General features: G+C 43.6%; 21 protein-coding genes. All 21 read right to left on the reverse strand.

Annotated features, from left to right (window positions below):
• Window position 1: 1 nt before the first annotated feature.
• Entirely contained in the window at window positions 2–784 is a 783-nt protein-coding gene (locus tag ACFRAK_RS05360) for a ribonuclease HII (RefSeq protein ID WP_394571445.1), read from the reverse strand.
• Window positions 785–922: 138 nt separating this feature from the next.
• Window positions 923–1795 carry a ribosome biogenesis GTPase YlqF gene (ylqF, locus tag ACFRAK_RS05365; RefSeq protein ID WP_076366559.1) on the reverse strand — a complete coding sequence of 291 codons (873 nt, stop codon included), beginning with the start codon at window positions 1793–1795 and terminating at the stop codon, window positions 923–925.
• Window positions 1796–1812: 17 nt separating this feature from the next.
• Entirely contained in the window at window positions 1813–2373 is a 561-nt protein-coding gene (lepB, locus tag ACFRAK_RS05370; protein WP_260284235.1) for a signal peptidase I, read from the reverse strand.
• Window positions 2374–2591: 218 nt separating this feature from the next.
• On the reverse strand, window positions 2592–2939 hold the full coding sequence (rplS, locus tag ACFRAK_RS05375) for a 50S ribosomal protein L19 (RefSeq protein ID WP_034313702.1): 348 nt from the start codon (window positions 2937–2939) through the stop codon (window positions 2592–2594).
• Between the two features lie 130 nt (window positions 2940–3069).
• Entirely contained in the window at window positions 3070–3804 is a 735-nt protein-coding gene (gene trmD, locus ACFRAK_RS05380) for a tRNA (guanosine(37)-N1)-methyltransferase TrmD (RefSeq protein ID WP_387599846.1), read from the reverse strand.
• Window positions 3804–4322 carry a ribosome maturation factor RimM gene (gene rimM, locus ACFRAK_RS05385; RefSeq protein WP_394571398.1) on the reverse strand — a complete coding sequence of 173 codons (519 nt, stop codon included), beginning with the start codon at window positions 4320–4322 and terminating at the stop codon, window positions 3804–3806. Before rimM ends, trmD begins: the two co-directional genes overlap by 1 nt.
• Window positions 4323–4332: 10 nt before the next feature.
• Window positions 4333–4719 (reverse strand): YlqD family protein, encoded by a 387-nt coding sequence (locus ACFRAK_RS05390; protein ID WP_034313711.1) that lies wholly within the window; start codon window positions 4717–4719, stop codon window positions 4333–4335.
• Between the two features lie 221 nt (window positions 4720–4940).
• Entirely contained in the window at window positions 4941–5171 is a 231-nt protein-coding gene (locus ACFRAK_RS05395; RefSeq protein ID WP_048684915.1) for a KH domain-containing protein, read from the reverse strand.
• Between the two features lie 13 nt (window positions 5172–5184).
• Complete coding sequence (gene rpsP, locus ACFRAK_RS05400) at window positions 5185–5457, reverse strand: 30S ribosomal protein S16 (protein WP_034313715.1); 273 nt, start codon at window positions 5455–5457, stop codon at window positions 5185–5187.
• Window positions 5458–5610: 153 nt separating this feature from the next.
• Window positions 5611–6951 carry a signal recognition particle protein gene (gene ffh, locus ACFRAK_RS05405; protein WP_192204007.1) on the reverse strand — a complete coding sequence of 447 codons (1341 nt, stop codon included), beginning with the start codon at window positions 6949–6951 and terminating at the stop codon, window positions 5611–5613.
• An 11-nt stretch (window positions 6952–6962) separates the two neighbouring features.
• Window positions 6963–7295: a putative DNA-binding protein gene (locus ACFRAK_RS05410; protein ID WP_192204006.1), complete on the reverse strand. Its 333-nt coding sequence runs from the start codon at window positions 7293–7295 to the stop codon at window positions 6963–6965.
• Window positions 7296–7515: 220 nt separating this feature from the next.
• Window positions 7516–8532 carry a signal recognition particle-docking protein FtsY gene (gene ftsY, locus ACFRAK_RS05415; RefSeq protein WP_394571399.1) on the reverse strand — a complete coding sequence of 339 codons (1017 nt, stop codon included), beginning with the start codon at window positions 8530–8532 and terminating at the stop codon, window positions 7516–7518.
• A 27-nt stretch (window positions 8533–8559) separates the two neighbouring features.
• Window positions 8560–12123 (reverse strand): chromosome segregation protein SMC, encoded by a 3564-nt coding sequence (gene smc / locus ACFRAK_RS05420; RefSeq protein ID WP_394571400.1) that lies wholly within the window; start codon window positions 12121–12123, stop codon window positions 8560–8562.
• A 24-nt stretch (window positions 12124–12147) separates the two neighbouring features.
• Window positions 12148–12888, reverse strand: a complete 741-nt coding sequence (gene rnc, locus ACFRAK_RS05425; protein WP_192208199.1) for a ribonuclease III — start codon at window positions 12886–12888, stop codon at window positions 12148–12150.
• Between the two features lie 265 nt (window positions 12889–13153).
• A complete protein-coding gene (locus ACFRAK_RS05430; protein ID WP_034313729.1) occupies window positions 13154–13387 on the reverse strand; it encodes an acyl carrier protein in 234 nt (77 codons plus the stop codon).
• 57 nt (window positions 13388–13444) lie between these two features.
• Window positions 13445–14188, reverse strand: a complete 744-nt coding sequence (fabG, locus tag ACFRAK_RS05435; RefSeq protein ID WP_387599837.1) for a 3-oxoacyl-[acyl-carrier-protein] reductase — start codon at window positions 14186–14188, stop codon at window positions 13445–13447.
• A complete protein-coding gene (gene fabD, locus ACFRAK_RS05440) occupies window positions 14185–15132 on the reverse strand; it encodes an ACP S-malonyltransferase (protein ID WP_387599834.1) in 948 nt (315 codons plus the stop codon). Before fabD ends, fabG begins: the two co-directional genes overlap by 4 nt.
• 27 nt (window positions 15133–15159) lie before the next feature.
• The gene (gene plsX / locus ACFRAK_RS05445; protein ID WP_387599831.1) at window positions 15160–16146 is read right to left on the reverse strand and encodes a phosphate acyltransferase PlsX; all 987 of its coding nucleotides are present in this window, start codon (window positions 16144–16146) and stop codon (window positions 15160–15162) included.
• A gap of 24 nt (window positions 16147–16170) precedes the next feature.
• A complete protein-coding gene (gene fapR / locus ACFRAK_RS05450) occupies window positions 16171–16728 on the reverse strand; it encodes a transcription factor FapR (RefSeq protein ID WP_098371041.1) in 558 nt (185 codons plus the stop codon).
• A gap of 118 nt (window positions 16729–16846) precedes the next feature.
• A complete protein-coding gene (gene recG, locus ACFRAK_RS05455) occupies window positions 16847–18898 on the reverse strand; it encodes an ATP-dependent DNA helicase RecG (RefSeq protein WP_387599827.1) in 2052 nt (683 codons plus the stop codon).
• The gene (gene sdaAA, locus ACFRAK_RS05460; protein ID WP_387599824.1) at window positions 18895–19779 is read right to left on the reverse strand and encodes an L-serine ammonia-lyase, iron-sulfur-dependent, subunit alpha; all 885 of its coding nucleotides are present in this window, start codon (window positions 19777–19779) and stop codon (window positions 18895–18897) included. Before sdaAA ends, recG begins: the two co-directional genes overlap by 4 nt.
• Between the last annotated feature and the right edge of the window lie 18 nt (window positions 19780–19797).

Genomic DNA, 19797 nt, shown 5'->3' on the forward strand with positions numbered 1-19797 from the left:
CTTAGCTCTTCGTTCTTGCAGCGATTTCCTTAACTGGTGCAAAACTTCTTCTATGCCAAGGTGTAAGCCCGTGCGTGCGGAGTGCTTCTAAATGTTGGCTCGTCCCGTATCCCATGTGCTTTTCGAAACCATATTCCGGATATTTTTCACCATATTCCTTCATCATCCTATCACGGGTCACTTTCGCTATTATGGAGGCCGCAGAGATGCTAACGCTTCGTGCGTCCCCCTTTATGAGTGAAAGCTGCGGAATCGGCACATCCAGTTCCATCGCATCGATCAACAAATGATCAGGAAGTTCTGACAAATCGTTCACTGCGGCCACCATTGCCTTTTTCGTGGCTTGATATATATTGATTTCATCAATAACTTCGCTATGTACAACACCCACACCTATGGATAGTGCTTCCTTAAAAATCATCTCATAAAACCGTTCCCTTTTTGACTCTGGAATTTTTTTAGAATCATTAAGACCTGGCAAATAAAAAGATTCAGGCAAGATGACTGCACTCGTCACAACTGGTCCTGCAAGCGGTCCTCTTCCTACTTCATCGATACCAGCCAAAATGGAAAACCCCTGTTTTCGCAATTGCCGTTCAAACTCTGTCATTTCCGTGAAAGCATCCCTTACCTTTTGTTCTTTTTCATAGGTTCTTTGCCATTTGCCTGCTAAGTCGGTTACTCCCTTTCTTCCATCCTCCCGGCATTCTTGTAAAAAAGGATCTTCGGGTTCTCTTATTGTCATTAATTTTGAGGAGATTTCCTTAATGCTCATTGCAGTTATCATCTTTTATCACCCATCATATTAATTATCGGCAGTCTTGCTTCCTTTCTTCAGTTCAGACAAAAATACGGAGCGGAAAAGAGACATCAAAAAGAAATACCTTTTCGACATCCAGCTCCAGCTCCGTATCACTTCAAGTTAATCGGGAATATCAACCTCTTCATAATCCAATGGGACCTCGAACGTAAGCGGGCCCATCTTTTCTGAACGGATTTCACGTACGACCAACTCCGCGGTTTTATCATAATCGATGAAGCCCCCAGATGCCAAACAGCCCCTGAACTTTCCGACCGCATCGAACAATTCGAGCGTTTCCTGCGGAATTACATCCAGGTTATAACGGGATTTCATTCGATCCGGATATTCTTTTTCCAAAAAGCGAAGACCGTATAAAGAGACTTCGTGCAAGTTTAAAATCGTATCCTTGATCGCCCCTGTCAATGCAAGCTTCAAACCAACTTCTTGATCCTCGAATTTCGGCCAGAGAATCCCCGGCGTATCCAGCAATTCCAGTTCCTTACCAACTTTTATCCATTGCTGCGCTTTCGTGACGCCAGGAGTATTCCCTGTTTTGGCAATGTTCTTTTTGGCAAGTCGATTGATTAGTGTCGATTTCCCAACGTTCGGAATGCCGACTATCATGGCACGGATCGCTCTCGGCTTTATTCCTCTAGATTCCATCCGCTCATACTTCTCTTTTAAAAGTTTTTTGGCAGCAGCCGTAATCTGGTTTAAACCGTTTCCTGCCTGCGAATTAATGGCAATCGCCGTTTTCCCCTGCGATTTATAATGCTCAAGCCACATATTGGTTTTTACCGGATCGGCCATATCCGCTTTATTCAAAAGGATAACCCGCGGTTTATGCTGAATGATTTCATCGATCATCGGATTTCGTGAAGATGCCGGAATCCGGGCATCCACAAGTTCAAAGATGATGTCGATCAGTTTTAATTTCTCTGTTACTTCCCGTCTTGCTTTGGCCATATGGCCAGGGAACCACTGTATTGTCAATGGAATCCACCTTCCTACTATTCCGCCAATCGAAAGTCTTCAATCGGCCAATAAACTAATTTAGTTTTTCCTAACACTTTATCGTAAGGAACGACACCTACGCCAATATGGCGGCTATCCTTACTAAAACGGCGATTATCCCCTAGGACAAAAAGGGTGTCTTCAGGTACCGTTCCTTGTTCTATGACATCACTTAATGTAAAAGATTCCGTCAAATCCCCGCCATCAATCAATTGTTCTTTATATTCATCCAAGTATGGCTCATCATAAGCTTTTCCATTCACGTATAGAGTATCATCTCTATATTCCACTTTTTCCCCTGGCAATCCGATGACCCTCTTTATGTAATCTTTACCTTCTGGAGCTTCGAAAACGATAATATCGAATCTTTTCGGTTCGCCGATCGAATAGGAGATTTTATTAACGATCATGCGGTCCGTATCCTTTAATGTCGGCATCATGGAATTACCGTCCACAACAATAGGTGCCAGGAGGAAATAACGAATCAGCGTCGCCGCTATAACTGCGATTATGACCGCCTTCGTCCATTCCCACAATTCATTTTTCTTTTTCGCCATCCTTACCCACCCTTTTTGAAGCATATCAACAATTATTTTAACATGTTGCGGACGCTATAGCGAGCAGGATTCTCTATAGTTTTCACCGTTTGTGTATTCATCGTTTCTTAAAGTGCAAAAAGGGAGCCTGATAAACAAGCTCCCTTTTTTTGCATGATACTGTTTGGTTATTCACCTTATGTGGATCATGGTAAACCCGCATGAAGATATTCGAAGGATTAACGACGAATTTCTTTAATACGTGCTTTTTTACCACGAAGTTCGCGTAGGTAATAAAGTTTCGCACGACGTACTTTACCGTGACGGATAACTTCTAGTTTCGCAATTTTTGGTGTGTGAACAGGGAAAGCACGTTCTACTCCAACGCCGTAAGAAATCTTACGTACTGTGAAAGTTTCACTAACTCCGCCGCCACGACGTTTGATTACAACGCCTTCAAACAACTGGATACGTTCGCGAGTTCCTTCAATAACCTTTACGTGTACACGTACTGTGTCACCAGGTCTGAATGATGGAAGATCTGAGCGAAGTTGTTCTTTTGTGATTTCGTTAATAAGATTTTGCATCGATTTCAACTCCTCCTGGACGCTCTTGCAAATACATATTGTTTGCAGCGGAACATCGTTATAAGACTGAGCATTTTGCCCAAGTCACAAGTTATATCCTATCATACTCTAAACGTCGATGCAATAGACATCAGTCTTCTTTTTTAATCTCGGATAATAATTTTTTTTCAACTTCCGATAGTTCATAACTATCGAGCAAATCCGGACGTCGAATCCAAGTTCTGCGCAGAGATTCCTTCATCCGCCATTCATCGATTTTTTTATGATTCCCGGATATTAACGGATCGGGAACCTTCATCCCCCGGAAATCTGCGGGTCTAGTATAATGGGGATGCTCTAACAAACCAGAAGAATAGGAATCAAGAATCGGGGAGTCAACATTTCCCAGAACGCCAGGCAGCAAACGCACAACGCTGTCAATAATGACCATCGCACCCAATTCCCCGCCTGTAAGCACAAAGTCTCCAATCGATATTTCATCAGTGACGACATGCTCCCGGATGCGCTCATCATATCCTTCATAATGCCCGCAAATGAAAATGAGATGTTCCTCTTCGGCAAGCTCTTCGGCTTTTTTCTGCGTGTAACGCTCTCCCTGGGGACAAAGCAGGACTACCCTTGGGGTTAGCTCACCTTGCCCTTTCAGAGCTTCCACAGCATCAAAGATTGGCTGTGCCTTCAATACCATTCCGGCACCGCCGCCATACGGATAATCGTCTACCGTCGAATGTTTATTATCTGCATAATCTCGAAAATTGGTCACCTTAAAGCTGACAGCCTGCTTTTCCGCGGCCTTTTTTAAAATTGACGAACCAAATACCCCTTCGAACATTTCTGGAAAAAGCGAAAGCACATCTATTTTCATCAGTCCAAAAGTCCTTCCATCGGTGTAATGATGACCTTTTTAGCGGAAATATCCACTTCTTTTACAATTTGTTCAATATACGGGATCAGGATGTCCTTACTGCCAGCTTTCTTAATGACCCAAACATCATTGGCACCAGGCGTAAGAACCTCAATGATTTCCCCAACTTCCATGCCTTCATCCGTAAATACCGAACAGCCGATGATTTCATGGAAGTAGAACTCACCTTCGTCCAATTTGCCAAGCTGTGCTTCCTTGACTTTCAGGACCCCGTTTTTAAAAGCCTCGACCTGCCCGACGTTATAATAATTCTCGAACGTCAATAGGTTAAAGTTTTTATGGGTGCGATGCGACCTGATGACAAGCGGCAAAGGTTTTTTCTCCGTGTCCCTAAACAAATACAGAATATTTCCCACTTTGTACCGTTTTTCTGGAAAGTCTGTTGAAGAAATAACACGGACTTCTCCTAAAAGACCATGTGTATTAACAATTTTACCTACATTAAACCATTTTTCCATTCTTTCACCTCTAACGAATTTCCGAGACGATTCCATCTTTAATGACAATGGTCTTCGTTGCCATAATTTCGTCCCAATCTGCCCCAATTTCCACATCAATGATACTTTGAACTTCCCGTTCCTTCAATTCGCTTCCTGCGGGAAGGATCTCCAACTGCTCCATTTGAAATTCAAGCAGTTTAATTTTTTCTTGCCTCTGGTTTATTTCTTTTTCAAAATGAGCACGGAGACTAGCAGGTTGGAGAGTTCTTGTTTTTTCAAGTTTTTTCAGTTCAAAGCGAAGCTGTTCACTCTCTTTTTGAAGCTGAAGGCGTTTTGACTTGTATTTCTCGAGGAGCTGATTCTTGCTGGATTCCGTTAATACTTGGTTAACGATTACATTTTGGAGAATTTTCATTCCAGCACCTCCTATTATCTATGATTTCTTATTTCCTTCAAAAAATATGTATGATGGGGTAATCTTTTTGAAATGGGGGTCATTCTCTTAAGTATAACGTAAATCGGTAAAAGATGCGTCTTAAAAAGGCGTAAAGTTTAAAGTCCTGGTCTATTCGATTAGGATCCAAGTCGGAATTTCACTTTCTTGAAGTACAAAAAAAGGAGGGGTATTAACCCTCCTTATTCGGAAATCTCCAAATAGATTTTCTTCTGCTGTGAAGATCCTGCTGCATATACCACAGTCCGAATCGCCTTAGCAACACGCCCTTGTTTACCGATCACCTTGCCCATGTCCTCTTTATGAACGGAGAGGATATAAACAATACGGTCGGATTCTTCCTTGGAGGTCACGATGACCTCTTCCGGATAATCCACAAGTGCTGAAACAATCGTTTCAATGAGTGCTTTCATCAACTACCGTCGATTACTTGCTGTTTTTTGCAACATGGAATTTTTCCATGATGCCTTGTGTAGAGAATAAGTTACGAACTGTATCAGATGGTTTAGCTCCATCTTGTAACCATTTAAGAGCAAGCTCTTCGTTGATTTCAACTTTAGCTGGTTGAGTCACCGGGTTATAAGTTCCTACTACTTCAATGTAACGTCCGTCACGTGGTGAACGGGAATCTGCAACTACAATACGATAGAAAGGAGATTTTTTAGCTCCCATACGTTTTAAGCGAATTTTTACTGCCATTTTAAATAAGCACCTCCGAATAGTTTCACACAAGATAGTATAATATCAAATGTCTTGCATGTTTGTAAAGGTTTTTTTCTTAACAGGTAAAAAAAGTGTTGAAATACATGGTTTCGACCCGTATTTCACTTCAGTTTCGACCTGAAATAAACCTTACATGAACGGGAATTTGAATCCCTTTTTCTTTCCTTTTTGCATGTTCGTAACCTGTTTCATCATCTTTTTCATTTCTTCGAATTGTTTCAGTAGACGGTTCACTTCTTGAATCGATCTGCCGCTTCCCTTGGCAATCCGTTTCTTGCGGGATGCATTCATGGATTCCGGATGTTCCTTCTCATGCGTAGTCATTGAACGGATGATAGCTTCCACATGACCGATCTGTTTCTCATCGATTTGAAGGTTGTCCATCCCTTTCATTTTATTCGCACCGGGAATCATTTTCAGAATATCATCAAGCGGTCCCATATTCCGCACCTGACCAAGCTGATCAAGGAAATCATCAAAGGTAAAAGTGGCTGTACGCATCTTTTTCTCTAATTCTTTCGCTTTTTCTTCATCTACATTGGCCTGTGCTTTTTCGATAAGGGTCAATACATCACCCATGCCGAGAATCCTTGACGCCATCCGTTCTGGATGGAAAGCTTCAAGTGCATCCAACTTTTCCCCCATACCGACGAATTTAATCGGCGTGTCGGTGACTGAACGAATGGAAAGTGCCGCACCGCCACGTGTATCCCCATCAAGTTTCGTTAAGACGACTCCTGTCAGGCCTAGCTGTTCATTGAAGCTTTGGGCTACATTGACCGCATCCTGACCTGTCATCGCATCGACAACCAGGAAGATTTCATCAGGTTTTGTCAACTCTTTGATATCCTTCAGTTCACCCATCAAGTTTTCATCAACATGTAGGCGGCCTGCGGTATCAATCAACACATAATCATGATGTTCTTCTTTTGCTTTTTCAATTGCCTGTTTGGCAATTTCAACAGGGCTGACCTGGTCCCCAAGGGAGAAAACAGGCATGCTTAATTGTTTGCCAAGTGTTTCAAGCTGCTTAATCGCCGCCGGACGGTAAATATCAGCCGCAACGAGCAATGGCTTGCGGTTGTATTTTTTTCTAAGAAGATTGGCAAGCTTTCCGGTGGTCGTCGTTTTACCAGCACCCTGAAGCCCTACCATCATAATGACAGTCGGTGGTTTCGAGGCAACGGCAATCTTGCTTTGTTCGCCGCCCATCAGCTCCGTCAATTCTTCCTTAACTACTTTAATTACCTGTTGACCGGGGGTTAAGCTTTTCAGCACTTCCTGACCTACCGAACGTTCACTGACACGTTTTACAAAATCCTTCACGACTTTAAAGTTAACATCCGCTTCAAGCAGGGCCAATCGAACTTCACGCATCATTTCTTTTACGTCCGCTTCGTTGACCTTCCCTTTTCCGCGGATTTTTTGCATCGTGCTCTGCAGTCGGTCGGCCAATCCTTCAAATGCCATATTGCCGCCTCCTAATCCAACTTCTCAAGCGTTGTGATTGCTTCAAGCAGCTCCTCTTTTGAAAAGGAATCCTTTTCTATGAGTCCCTTCATATTCGCAATCCACTGGTTACGCTCTTGAAATTTTTGAAATAACAAAAGCTTTGCTTCATATTCCTCAAGCATCGCTTCCGTTCTTTTTATATTATCATAGACTGCCTGCCTACTGACTTCGTATTCTTCGGCAATCTCGCCAAGAGAGTAATCATCCAGATAGTAGAGGGACATGTAGCTCTGCTGCTTCTCTGTTAACAACGATTGGTAAAAGTCATACAAATAATTAATCCGCGTTGTCTTTTCAAGCATCTTAGCAAGCCTCCCTGCTGTTAAGTGAAAACCCTTTACAAGTTTATATTGTAAAGCCTTGTTTATTTGATGTCAAGTTAAACTCCTTACCACATGTTTGCAAAGCATTATTTTTTTCTTTTTTCATCCTCTTTTTTGGACCTTTCTGCAATTGTTCCTCCAAATAACCACTGTGAACAAAAAACCAGAAGAGAATTATCTCTTCCGGCTTGCATTTTTTCTAAACCTCTTCTTTATCGATGATATCAGCAAAAAGGCCGTAAACATATTTCTCAGCATCGAATTCCTGTAAATCATCCATTTTTTCACCTAGCCCGACAAATTTAACGGGAATGGCCAATTCATTGCGAATTGCCAAAACAATCCCACCTTTTGCAGTGCCATCAAGCTTTGTTAAAACAATACCGGAAACATTGGTCGCTTCCTTGAATGTCTTGGCCTGAATAAGGGCATTTTGCCCAGTTGTAGCATCAAGGGCAAGCAACACCTCATGTGGTGCACCTAGTACTTCACGTTCGATTACACGTTTCACCTTTTCCAATTCCTTCATTAAATTCACTTTATTCTGTAAGCGGCCGGCCGTGTCGCAGATAAGTATATCCGCTTTTCGTGCCTTGGCGGCCTGAATGGCGTCGAACATGACCGCTGCAGGGTCAGAGCCTTCACCCTGTTTGATTACACTGACACCGACACGCTCTCCCCAAACCTCAAGCTGTTCAATCGCACCGGCACGGAAGGTATCACCGGCAGCCAATACGACAGATTTACCTTCTGTTTTGAATTTATGGGCAAGTTTACCAATGGTTGTCGTTTTACCTACCCCATTAACCCCTACAAACAAAATGACCGTCAAACCTTCTTCTTGTATATTCAGGCTTGAAGTCGCTTCACCATCACCTTGGTAGATTTCAACAAGCTTTTCGGAAATAACGGACTGCACTTCCCTCGTATCAGAGATATTGCGAAGCTTGACTTCCATTTTTAATTGATCAATCAGTTCCATCACAGTATCAAAGCCTACATCAGCCTGTATCAGGATTTCTTCAAGTTCTTCAAAAAAGTCCTCATCCACTTTCCGGTAACGGGCAACAAGTTCATTAACCCTTCCCGTAAAGGAATTCCTCGTCTTTGTCAAACCTTGTTTGAATTTTTCCCCTATGGATATTTCTGCTTCAACTGATTTTTCTTTTTCTTCCTGGGTCGTAAATTTCTCTTTTAGCTTTTTGAAAAAACTCATTGTCCCACTTCCTCTAATTCATGAATTTTAAACTTCAATAAAGTTTTCTGATTCTTCCATCCGGACGGAAACAAGTTTGGAGACACCTGACTCCTGCATCGTAATGCCATATAGGACATCCGCCTCTTCCATCGTGCCTTTGCGGTGAGTGATCACGATGAACTGCGTTTCCCTGCTGAACTTCCTTAAAAATTGACTGAACCGGACGACATTCGCCTCATCAAGCGCTGCCTCGACCTCATCAAGGATACAGAAAGGCACAGGACGCACTTTTAGAATGGAGAATAAAAGGGCTATGGCTGTCAATGCTCGTTCTCCCCCGGATAAGAGGCTCAAATTTTGCAGTTTTTTTCCGGGAGGTTGTGCAATGATATCTACTCCTGTATTTAGTAAATCATCCGGATTTGTCAGCTTCAGCTCCGCTCTGCCTCCGCCGAATAAGGCTTTGAAGACTTGTTCGAACTCTTCACGGATTGAATAGAAGGTATCCGCAAAGCGCCGCTTCATTTCATCATCCATTTCATCGATGACTTGGAATAATGTATCTTTCGCCTGTTGAAGGTCTTCCTTTTGACTAAGAAGGAATTCATAGCGTTCAGCTACTCGTGCGTATTCATCAATTGCACCTAGATTCACCGTCCCCAGTTCCTCGATTGCAAGCTTGATCAGCTTGACACTTTTTTGAGCTTCTTCTGCAGGCATCATCAATGGATACTGTTCTTTAGCCCCCTCAAAGGAAAGGGTATATTCTTCTCTCAAGTGGGCAAGGCGATTTTCCAGTTCGACATCCAGACGAGTTAATTTCACTTCTTCATCCTTTATCACTTCGACAATGCCTCTATAAAGCCTATTTTCCTCTTTCAAGGACAATTCAAGAGTTTCAACTTGCGTTAGAAGCTCGTCTTTTTCCTGTTTTTTCATGGCGATTTCTTCAATTGCCCCATTTTTATCGAGCAATTTCTGCTGAGCCATATCTTCCAGGGACTCTTCCCCGCTTGAACTGTCTGTCATTTCATTGGTCAGGAGCCCTAAATCATCTTTGTTTTCGGCAAGCCTGCTTGATTCCTTTGAAAGATCCGATTCAATGCGTTCCATCTTCTCTTTTTGGTTTTGCAGCTGGCCGCGCTTAGAGGCAAGCATTACCCTCAGTTCATTCGTTTCTTCAGCAAGGCTCTCTTTTGAGGATTGTTGAGATTGCTTTTGTTCGGTCATTTCTGAAATCAACCGGTCCAGCCCTTCAATCTCAGTTTTACACGATTCCAAAAGTTCTTCCAGCTCTTCAAGTCTTGCAGTTTTTTGCTGTTGTTCTTCCAAATATGAATTTTTATCCAAATCATAAAGATGCAGCCGTTCATTCACATTTCTTTCCTGCAGCTCCACTTCACGGAGTTCGCCCTTAAGGGTTTGTTCTTGTAATCGAAGTCTCTCTCCTGTTTTTCTGGTTTGTTCAAGCGTTTGCTCTTGAACACCCAGATCCACTTTGAGCTGTTTGACTTGCTTTTCTAGCTGATTTGTTTTAGCTTCCATTGCAGCAAGTTTTTGATGGAGCTCTTCCAATTCCGTTTTCCTTGAAAGCAGGGAGGTCGTTTTTTGCTTTAAGGCTCCACCAGTCATTGAACCACCTGGATTGACGATATCTCCTTCAAGTGTTACGAAGCGGAAACGGTGCTGCATCATTTTGGCCAGGTCATTTGCACCTTTTAAATCGGTGGTGATCATCACGGTTCCTAATAGGTTTTCAGCAATCGCTGCATGCCTATCATCATATTGGATCAATGAGGAACCCGTCCCCACAAAAGCTGGATGACTCTTCAGCATCGATAGTTGGTTAGCTGATATCTCTCTTGCCTTTATGACTGATAATGGCAAGAACGTCGCACGCCCATACCTATTTTTCTTCAAGAAGGAAATGGCTTCCCGTGCATGCTCTTCGCGTTCCACGACAACATGCTGCATCGCTCCGCCCAAAGCCGTTTCGATAGCCGTTTCATATTCCTTTGGAACCTTTATCAATTCCGCAACTGCCCCTTCAATGCCTCGAAGGGTTTCTTTCGCTTTCAAAACCTCTTTTACCCCTTGAAAAAAGCCTGCATAATCATCTTCCATTTCTTCAAGAAGTTCCTTACGAGATTTTGCCTGTTGAAGGAATTGATAGGCCTTATAAAGGGTGGTTTCTTGTTTTTGATACGTATCTTTTGCAGCATTCAATTTATTCTGCTGATTTCGGAAATAAGTGACATGCTCTTCAAGCTGCTTGGTCATATTTTCCATCAGCTGTGAATATTCCATTTTTTTAGCAGCAATTTCCATTCTTTCGGTTAAGAACTTTTCATTTTCCATATCCAGTTTAGCATTTTTATGTTCCTGCTGCGTTAATTGCTGGAGCAGGTATTGTTTTTCGTTTTTAGCCGATGCCTGCTTGTTCAACCACTCGATATAGTCACTCTTTTTCGCTTCGATCATCGCTTCAATATCACTATTGAATAGGCCTAGGCTTTTTTGTTTTTCATGTAAGGTTTCAGAAATCCCTTTCACTTCCATGTTCAGTGCATTCAGGATTTCCGTTTCTCTTTCCTTTTGCAAAGACAACCGCTCGACGGCAGCCTCACCTTCCACAATCGCTTTTTCTAGCTGTGACTTGTTTTGGGCAGCATTTTTTTTCCGTTCTTTCAAAACCTCTTTACGGCCTTCAAGCTTTTCAAGTTCTTCGCTGGCATTCAGGAGAATTTCCTGAAGTCCATTGATCGATGTCTCAAGCGCAGCAAGACTATCCCTTAGTTTTTTGAGATGCACTTCCCTGTCATGAAGCTGTCCTGCCATTTGCTGTTCCATTTCATTATGTTTTTCAAGTTCTTGAGAAAGTTGTTTCCATTTCTCATAAAGCTCTTCTATTTCAAAAACGGTTAAAGCCACTTCTATTTGCTCAAGCTCTTCTTTCTTCGCCAAAAATTCCTTGGCGAGGGAAGACTGAATTTTTAACGGCTCCACCTGTCCCTCCAATTCATGGAGGATATCATGGACACGGTTTAAGTTATCCTGTGTTTCCGTCAGCTTCGATTCCGCTTTTCGTTTTCTAGTTTTATACTTAAGGACACCGGCTGCCTCTTCAAAGATCACTCGTCTTTCTTCAGCCTTACTGCTTAGGATTTCTTCCACTTTCCCTTGGCTGATGATGGAAAAGGCTTCTCGCCCAAGACCAGAATCCATGAAAAGGTCTATGATGTCTTTCAGACGGCAACCTTGATTATTAATGAAAAATTCACTTTCTCCCGATCGATATACACGTCTTGTCACACTGACTTCATGAAAGTCGATCGGTAGGGAATTGGTCTCGTTATCAAGGGTCAATGATACTTCCGCAAAATTCAACGCCTTCCTCGTGTCACTTCCCGAAAAGATGATATCTTCCATTTTTGCTCCACGCAGTGATTTCGCAGACTGCTCTCCAAGTACCCAACGGACTGCATCGGTCACATTACTTTTACCGCTTCCGTTTGGTCCAACCACTGCCGTGACACCAGGTACAAAATCAATCGAAATTTTCTCTGCGAAAGATTTAAATCCTACAACGTCCAAACGTTTGAGGAACATGACCTTTCCCCCTCTACTGTTCAACTATCTTGTTGATTTTTTATCTTTTAAAACGATCAATGCATGCTCGGCAGCATGCTGCTCCGCTTCTTTTTTGGACTTTCCTATTCCAGTGCCCAGCTCTTCCCCATTTAGGGAGACGGTCGAAACAAACTCCCGATTATGAGCCGGTCCTTTTTCCTGCAAGATTTTATATTGCAGGACACCGATGGCATCCCGCTGGATCAGCTCCTGAAGCTGGCTCTTATAATCCATCACATGAGAAAAAGCACCCTCGTCTATCTTCGGAAACACGACATTCGTCAAAAACTGTACAACCGGCTCTAATCCTTGATCAAGGTACAAAGCACCAATGTAGGCTTCGAATACATCCGCAAGCATGGCAGGACGTTCTCTTCCACCTGTCATTTCTTCACCTTTTCCGAGTAATACATATTCCCCGTAAGAAAGGCTGTTGGCAAAAGCAACTAGTGAAGGCTCACAAACAATGGCTGCCCTTAGTTTGGTAAGTTCACCTTCGCTCATCATCGGATATTTTTGATATAAGTATTTAGAGATGGTCAATTCAAGTACAGCGTCCCCTAAGAATTCAAGCCTTTCATTATCTTCATAAGGCTTACGGCGATGCTCATTCACATAAGATGAATGCGTAAAAGCTTGTTTTAATAGATTTTCATCTTTAAAATGAAAACCCAGATTTTCTTGCAACTGTTTAAAATTATTATCCTTGATTGATGGTTTACGATTGTTTCCGTTCCTACGCATCACACAAAACCCTCCACAACGGTTCAAAAAGCATATTTTTCCAATATATATAAAAAGAAACCTGGCAGGAACTCCTGTCAAGCTTTCCTATGTACCATCATACATTATTATCCCCTTAAAGAAAACTAATGGCAAAAGGCCACTGCCATGCAGCGGAACTTACCGTGTACATGCTCATTTCCTTATCTGCCGATGCAACAAACTTCTTTAAGCAATAAGAGAAAGCCCCGTTAAAAAACGGAGCTTTTAGTCAAATGACAATTCATTACATAGTACTTTGTATGTAATTCACAGCATCACCTACTGTGGCGATTTTTTCAGCGTCATCGTCCGAAATTTCCATATCAAACTCGTCTTCGAATTCCATGACTAGTTCAACTACATCAAGGGAATCGGCACCAAGATCTTCTTTGAAAGAAGCTTCAAGTTTTACCTCTGATTCTTCTACGTTCAAACGATCTACAACGATTTTAGTTACTCTTTCTAATACATCTGCCAATGTGTTCACCTCCCCTCAAAACATTATAAATTAATTTCGAAAAAAATCAAAGAAAACTTACATGACCATGCCGCCATCTACATGAAGAGTTTGCCCAGTCATATATTTGCTGGCATCAGAAGCGAGGAAAGACGCCACTGCAGCAATATCTTTAGGGTCACCGAACCGCGCAAGCGGAATTTGGTCCAGCATGGCTTTTTGGACGTCCTCAGGCAATTCACCCGTCATATCCGTTGAGATGAAACCTGGGGCAATAGCATTGACCGTAATGCCTCTTGAAGCAAGTTCCTTTGCCGTGGTTTTAGTCAGACCGATCACACCAGCTTTAGCCGCTACATAATTAGCCTGCCCAGCATTTCCGCTGACGCCGACGATCGATGCCATATTGATGATCCTGCCGCTACGCTGTTTCATCATTTGCCTTGTAACCGCTTTGGTGCATAGGAACACGCCTTTAAGATTCGTATTGATCACTGAATCCCATTCATCTTCTTTCATACGCATCAATAGGTTATCACGTGTGATGCCAGCATTATTGACCAGGATATCCACTCTGCCAAACTGTTCGATGACCTCTTTGATCATACTTGTCACCGATTCACTATTTGCAACATCGCATTGTATGGTGAATGCATTACGCCCCAATGCCTTGATTTCTTCAACCACTTCATTCGCTTTAGCTTCACTGCCAGAATAGTTGATGGCAACATCTGCTCCCTGACGGGCAAGTTCCAATGCAACTTCCTTGCCTATACCTCGTGAGGCTCCCGTTACAAGTGCCTTTTTTCCTTCGAGGATCATGATTGTACCCCCTTCAATGTTTCAATTGTTTTAGTTAGAGTATCTAAATCGGATACCGAATGAATTTGAACGGAGCGATCAATTTTCTTTATCAATCCGCCCAATACTTTCCCAGGGCCCACCTCGATGAACGTATCCACGCCCAATTCAAGTAGATTTTTCACACTGTCCTCCCAAAGGACCGGTGAATACAGTTGTTCGATTAATTTTTCTTTTATTTCGGCAGGCGCTGTAATGGGCTTAGCCGTTACGTTTGAAATAACAGGAATTTCTGCCTGTTTGATGCTTACTTCATCGAGGACACCCTGTAATTTTTCTGCTGCCGGTTTCATCAATTCCGAATGGAACGGTCCGCTAACCTCAAGAGGAAGAGCCCGTTTAGCGCCATTTTCCTTGGCTTTTGCACTCGCAAGTTTAACCCCTTCCGAGGTCCCTGAAATGACGATTTGCCCTGGACAGTTAATATTGGCCAATTGAACGGATTCCCCTGTGGCCGTAATTTCAGAAGTGACTTCAGATAGGGCTTCCCGGTCCATTCCCAAAATCGCAGCCATTGAGCCTTGACCATTCGGTACCGCAGCTTCCATGAATTCACCACGCTTACGCACTGTATATACAGCATCCTCAAAAGAAATTGCACCAGATGCCACTAATGCCGAATATTCACCTAAACTGTGCCCGGCTGTATAATCGGGTTTGATTCCCGCTTCTTCCAACTCCTTGACGAAAGCATAACTCGTGGTCAATAAAGCAGGCTGTGCATTATAAGTCACCGTTAATTCTTGTTGTGTGCCATTAAAGATCAATTCGGAAAGTGGAAAATCAAGTTTTTCATCAGCTGTTCGAAAAATTTTCTGAGCACGCTCGTTTTCCTGAAATAAGCCATGCCCCATTCCTATTGATTGTGAACCTTGTCCTGGAAAGACAAAAGCAATTTTACCCATCTGTTACTCCCCTGCCTCTATGATTTATTATTGTTTTTCTATCGTCTCCGCAATTGTCGATATGACGTCATTTCCAACCATATTGCGAGTCTGGCGTATTGCATTATAGACCGCATTCGCATCTGAAGAACCATGAGCCTTAATGACAGGGGCCTTCAAACCGAATAGGCCCGCACCGCCATACTCCGAATAATCCATTTTATTTTTAATGCCTTTTAGTTCAGGTTTTACCATTGCTGCAGCCAACTTACTCTTGAGATTGCTCATCAAGGCCGTTTTCACCATTTTGAATACGCCCATAGCAGTACCTTCAAGCGTCTTTAATACCATATTTCCCGTGAAGCCGTCCGTAACGACAACATCTGCCGGCCCGTTCAGGAGGTCCCTTGCCTCTACGTTACCTATAAAGGATATCTCCGATGATTGCTGCAGTAATGTAAAGGCATGCTTTGTCAGATCATTCCCCTTTTTTTCTTCTGTGCCAATATTAAGTAATCCGACACGGGGCTTTTCGATTCCCCGCACTTTTTGGGCATAAACAGACCCCATTATGGCGAATTGAAGGAGATGCTCCGGTTTCGCATCGGAGTTCGCACCTACATCCAGTAGCACAAAACCTTTACCATCGATTGTCGGAAGGGTGGGAGCCAATGCCGGACGTTCAATTCCTTCTATCCTTCCGACCACAAACAAGCCCGCAGCCATTAGCGCCCCGGTATTGCCTGAGGAAATGCATGCATCTGCTTCTCCGTCAGCCACGTGCTGTGCAGCCAACACCATCGAGGCGCTTTTCTTGCGCCGGACCGCACGAACCGGTTCGTCGGTACTCAATATTTTTTCATCAGTATGTATAACCCTTATACGGTCATGTTTCGCTAAGTATTGGTTTATTTCAGCTTGATTGCCTATCAAGGTGATTTCCACATCGGAAAAATTCTCGACAGCTTTCATCGCCCCCAAAACCTGCGCCTCGGGAGCATTATCGCCACCCATGGCATCTATCGTAATCTTCATTTTCTTTCATCCTTTACTAGAAAGTTAAGAGCGATACATTTCGAACTCGCCTTTAAAAACCAGTTCATTACCCACGTAGCTTCTGACTTCCACCACGGAACGATCGTTGGTGTGATCCACGCTTTTAACCCTCGCTTTAGCTACCACTCTTTCATTTTCCTTTACAGAACGAGTAAATAAAATGGATGCTTTTGCAGTCAATGCCAGTTCATCATTTATGACTGCTACAGCCAATGAATTCGCTTGGGCAAAAAGGTGATGCCCCCTTGCAATTCCATTCCGCTTAAAGACATGCTCTTTATTTATATCCAAAATCGAAATTGCATTATCATCTAAATTAAGGTCAATTACTTCCCCGATGATTTCATCCAAAGGCAATGCCCTGATCTCGTCACTGAATTTTTTCTCGGCCACGCTTTTAATACGCTCACGCAGTTCCGGTATCGATAATTCAAGACGGTCAAGCCTAATGGTCTGGACGCTCACCGAATATTTTTCAGCCAGCTCCTCATCCGTTACAAAAGGATTCTGTTTAATCGTTTCGATTAATAACTGCTGGCGTTCCTTCTTATTTCTTCGCATTTGAAGGTCACCATCCGTAGTATTATGACTAGGTACTAATAGTAGTATATATATTTTAAAAACAGATTGCAAGATATTGCGTGAAATCTCACAATCTGCTATTGGTTTTTCATTCAGTTCAGTCCAGCTTTTCGCCCGTGAATACACCCGTCCCCTCTAGATAGTTCCGAAGCGGAGCATACTCCGGGGAATGCCAAAAGCTTTGGGAGGCAATCAATTTTGCTGCATCCATCCTTGCCACTTCCAGGGTCCTGTAATCATGGACCATGTCTGCTACCTTGAACTCGGGAAGGCCGCTCTGTTTTTTACCGAAGAAGTCCCCGGGGCCACGAAGTTCCAAATCTTTTTCGGAAAGGGCAAATCCATCGTTTGTCTCGGTCATGATTTTCATCCGTTCTTTCCCGACTTCCGTTTTCGGATCAGCCAGCAGTATGCAAAAGGACTGATCACTCCCCCGTCCGACCCTTCCGCGTAACTGATGCAACTGTGAAAGCCCAAAGCGCTCCGCATCATAAATGACCATTACCGTTGCATTTGGAACATTCACCCCAACCTCGACAACCGTCGTGGAAACAAGGATTTGTGCTTCATTGGCACTAAACTGCTGCATCACTTCGTCTTTTTCTTCCGCGGGCAGCCTTCCATGCATAAGACCTACTTTGTACCTGTTCGCAAAGTATTGTGTCAGCATTGCATGAACATCGAGAACATTCTGTAATGAATCGAGTTTCTCCGACTCTTCAATCAATGGACAGATGACGTATGCCTGTCTCCCTTTCTTTAGTTCCTTTTCGACAAAGGCTAAGATCCGATCAAGCATCTGGTGTTTCGCCCAATAGGTTTCTATCGCTTTTCGCCCGGCAGGCATCTCATCGATCGTGGAGACGTCCATTTCCCCAAACACTGTAATTGCAAGCGTTCGCGGAATTGGTGTAGCCGTCATGAAAAGGACATCTGGATTCGTACCTTTTTCACGGAGGATGCGGCGCTGTTCCACTCCGAAACGATGCTGTTCATCCGTTATGACAAGACCTAGGTTTTGAAAATTCACTTCATCCTGTATCAATGCATGAGTTCCTATCAAAAGATCTAGCTCCCCGGATTCCAGCATTTGCAATAGTTCCTTGCGTTTTTTGCCTTTTACCGAACTTGTCAACAATGCAACCTTTACTCCACTCGGTTCCAACATTGCCTTCAGGGATTGTGCATGCTGCTCAGCCAAGATTTCCGTCGGGACCATAAGTGCACCTTGGAAACCTGCTGTAATCGTCGCCTTTAGGCATATGGCGGCAACCACCGTTTTTCCAGACCCGACATCCCCTTGAAGTAGACGATTCATCCGGTAAGGAGATTTCATGTCGTTCATTATTTCCTCGACGACCCTATTTTGAGCGTTCGTCAAAGGAAAAGGGAGAGTTCCAATGAATGCTTCCAGCTGCTTCATATCAAACTCCTGCCCTATCCCTTTTGACTGCTCCCTCTGCACTTTACGAATTGCCTGCATTTTAAGTTGAAACAATAAAAACTCTTCATACACAAATCGGCGTCGAGCCTTTTTCACCTCATTGGCCGATAGAGGGAAATGCATGGTACGAAGAGCATCGTTACGAGGCATCAGTTTGTATGCCGCCAGTAATTGCGGGGGGAGATTCTCTTCTATCATTGCCCCATATTCAGAAAATGCATTGGAGATAAAGCGTCGGAGACCCTTGACAGTAATGCTGCCTTTCACTGAGTACACCGGTTCGAATTCTTTCTCCCTGCTGCGATCACCAACGTGGCATTCCGACCCTGTAATGGTTTGGCGATGACGATCCCACTTCCCTGTAACCGTTACGGTTTCACCTATAGCAAGCTTGGGCTTCAGGTATGGCTGGTTAAAAAAAATGACATTTATTAAATATCTCCCAGTCAATACTTTAATCGTAAGCCTGGATTTTTTCTTTCCGAAGTATCCTAAAGTGGGCACCGTATGAACCTTGCCCTCCACGGTAACCCGCTCATCGTGCTCGACCGTTTCCAAATCCCTCAACCGGTAATCTTCATAGCGAAATGGGAGATGCTCAAGGAGATCCGCGACGGAATGGATCCCCATTTCCCCCAACGCTGCCGCCGTTTCGGCCCCAATTCCTTTTACTGCTGTTATGGGTTCCTGTAAAGTTGCTTTCACTTCTTATTCAGCGGCAAGCCAAAGATTTTCGCTTCCAACTCCCGCCCAGTCGGTGTAGCCGCTAAACCTCCTTGTGCAGTTTCCCTAAGTGCCGATGGCATCGTTTGCCCGATTTTATACATCGCATCAATTACTTCATCACACGGTATCCGGCTTGTGATCCCCGCTAACGCCATATCTGCGGCAACCATTGCATTGGCTGCACCCATGGCATTCCGCTTCACACAAGGCACTTCCACAAGCCCAGCAACAGGGTCACATACAAGACCAAGCATGTTCTTCAATGTGATTGCCATCGCCTCTGCACTTTGTGCTGGTGTCCCTCCTGCCATTTCAACGATAGCTGCCGCTGCCATGCCCGAGGCAGAACCGACCTCCGCCTGACAGCCCCCTGCGGCTCCAGAGATCGAAGCATTATTCGCTACAACAAAACCAAAAGCCCCTGCTGTAAAAAGGAACTCGATTTTTTGTTCCCGAGACGGTTTTAATTTATTTTGCAAAGCAAAAAGCGTTCCAGGCACAACACCAGCAGATCCGGCAGTCGGTGTCGCACAAATCGTTCCCATGGCTGCGTTCACTTCGTTTGTTGCCACGGCTTTGCTTACCGCATCCAACAGCAGCTCACCGGATAAGGAGTTTCCGGATTTAATGTAATTCTGAAGTAGAACTGCATCCCCACCCGTCAGGCCGGAAACGGACCGTACACCTTGAAGTCCTTTTTCAACTGCCTGTTCCATTACATCCAGGTTGACTCCCATCTGGCGGATGATTTCTTCACGGCTTTTTCCCGTTACTTCCATTTCCTGCTCTATCATCAGCGTTGAAATTCTTTTCTGCTTTGATTCAGCTAATTCTACTAATTCCGCTACATTTCGAAACATGATTCATTCTCCTTCCTA

The sequence above is a fragment of the Peribacillus sp. NPDC056705 genome (genome assembly GCF_043656335.1).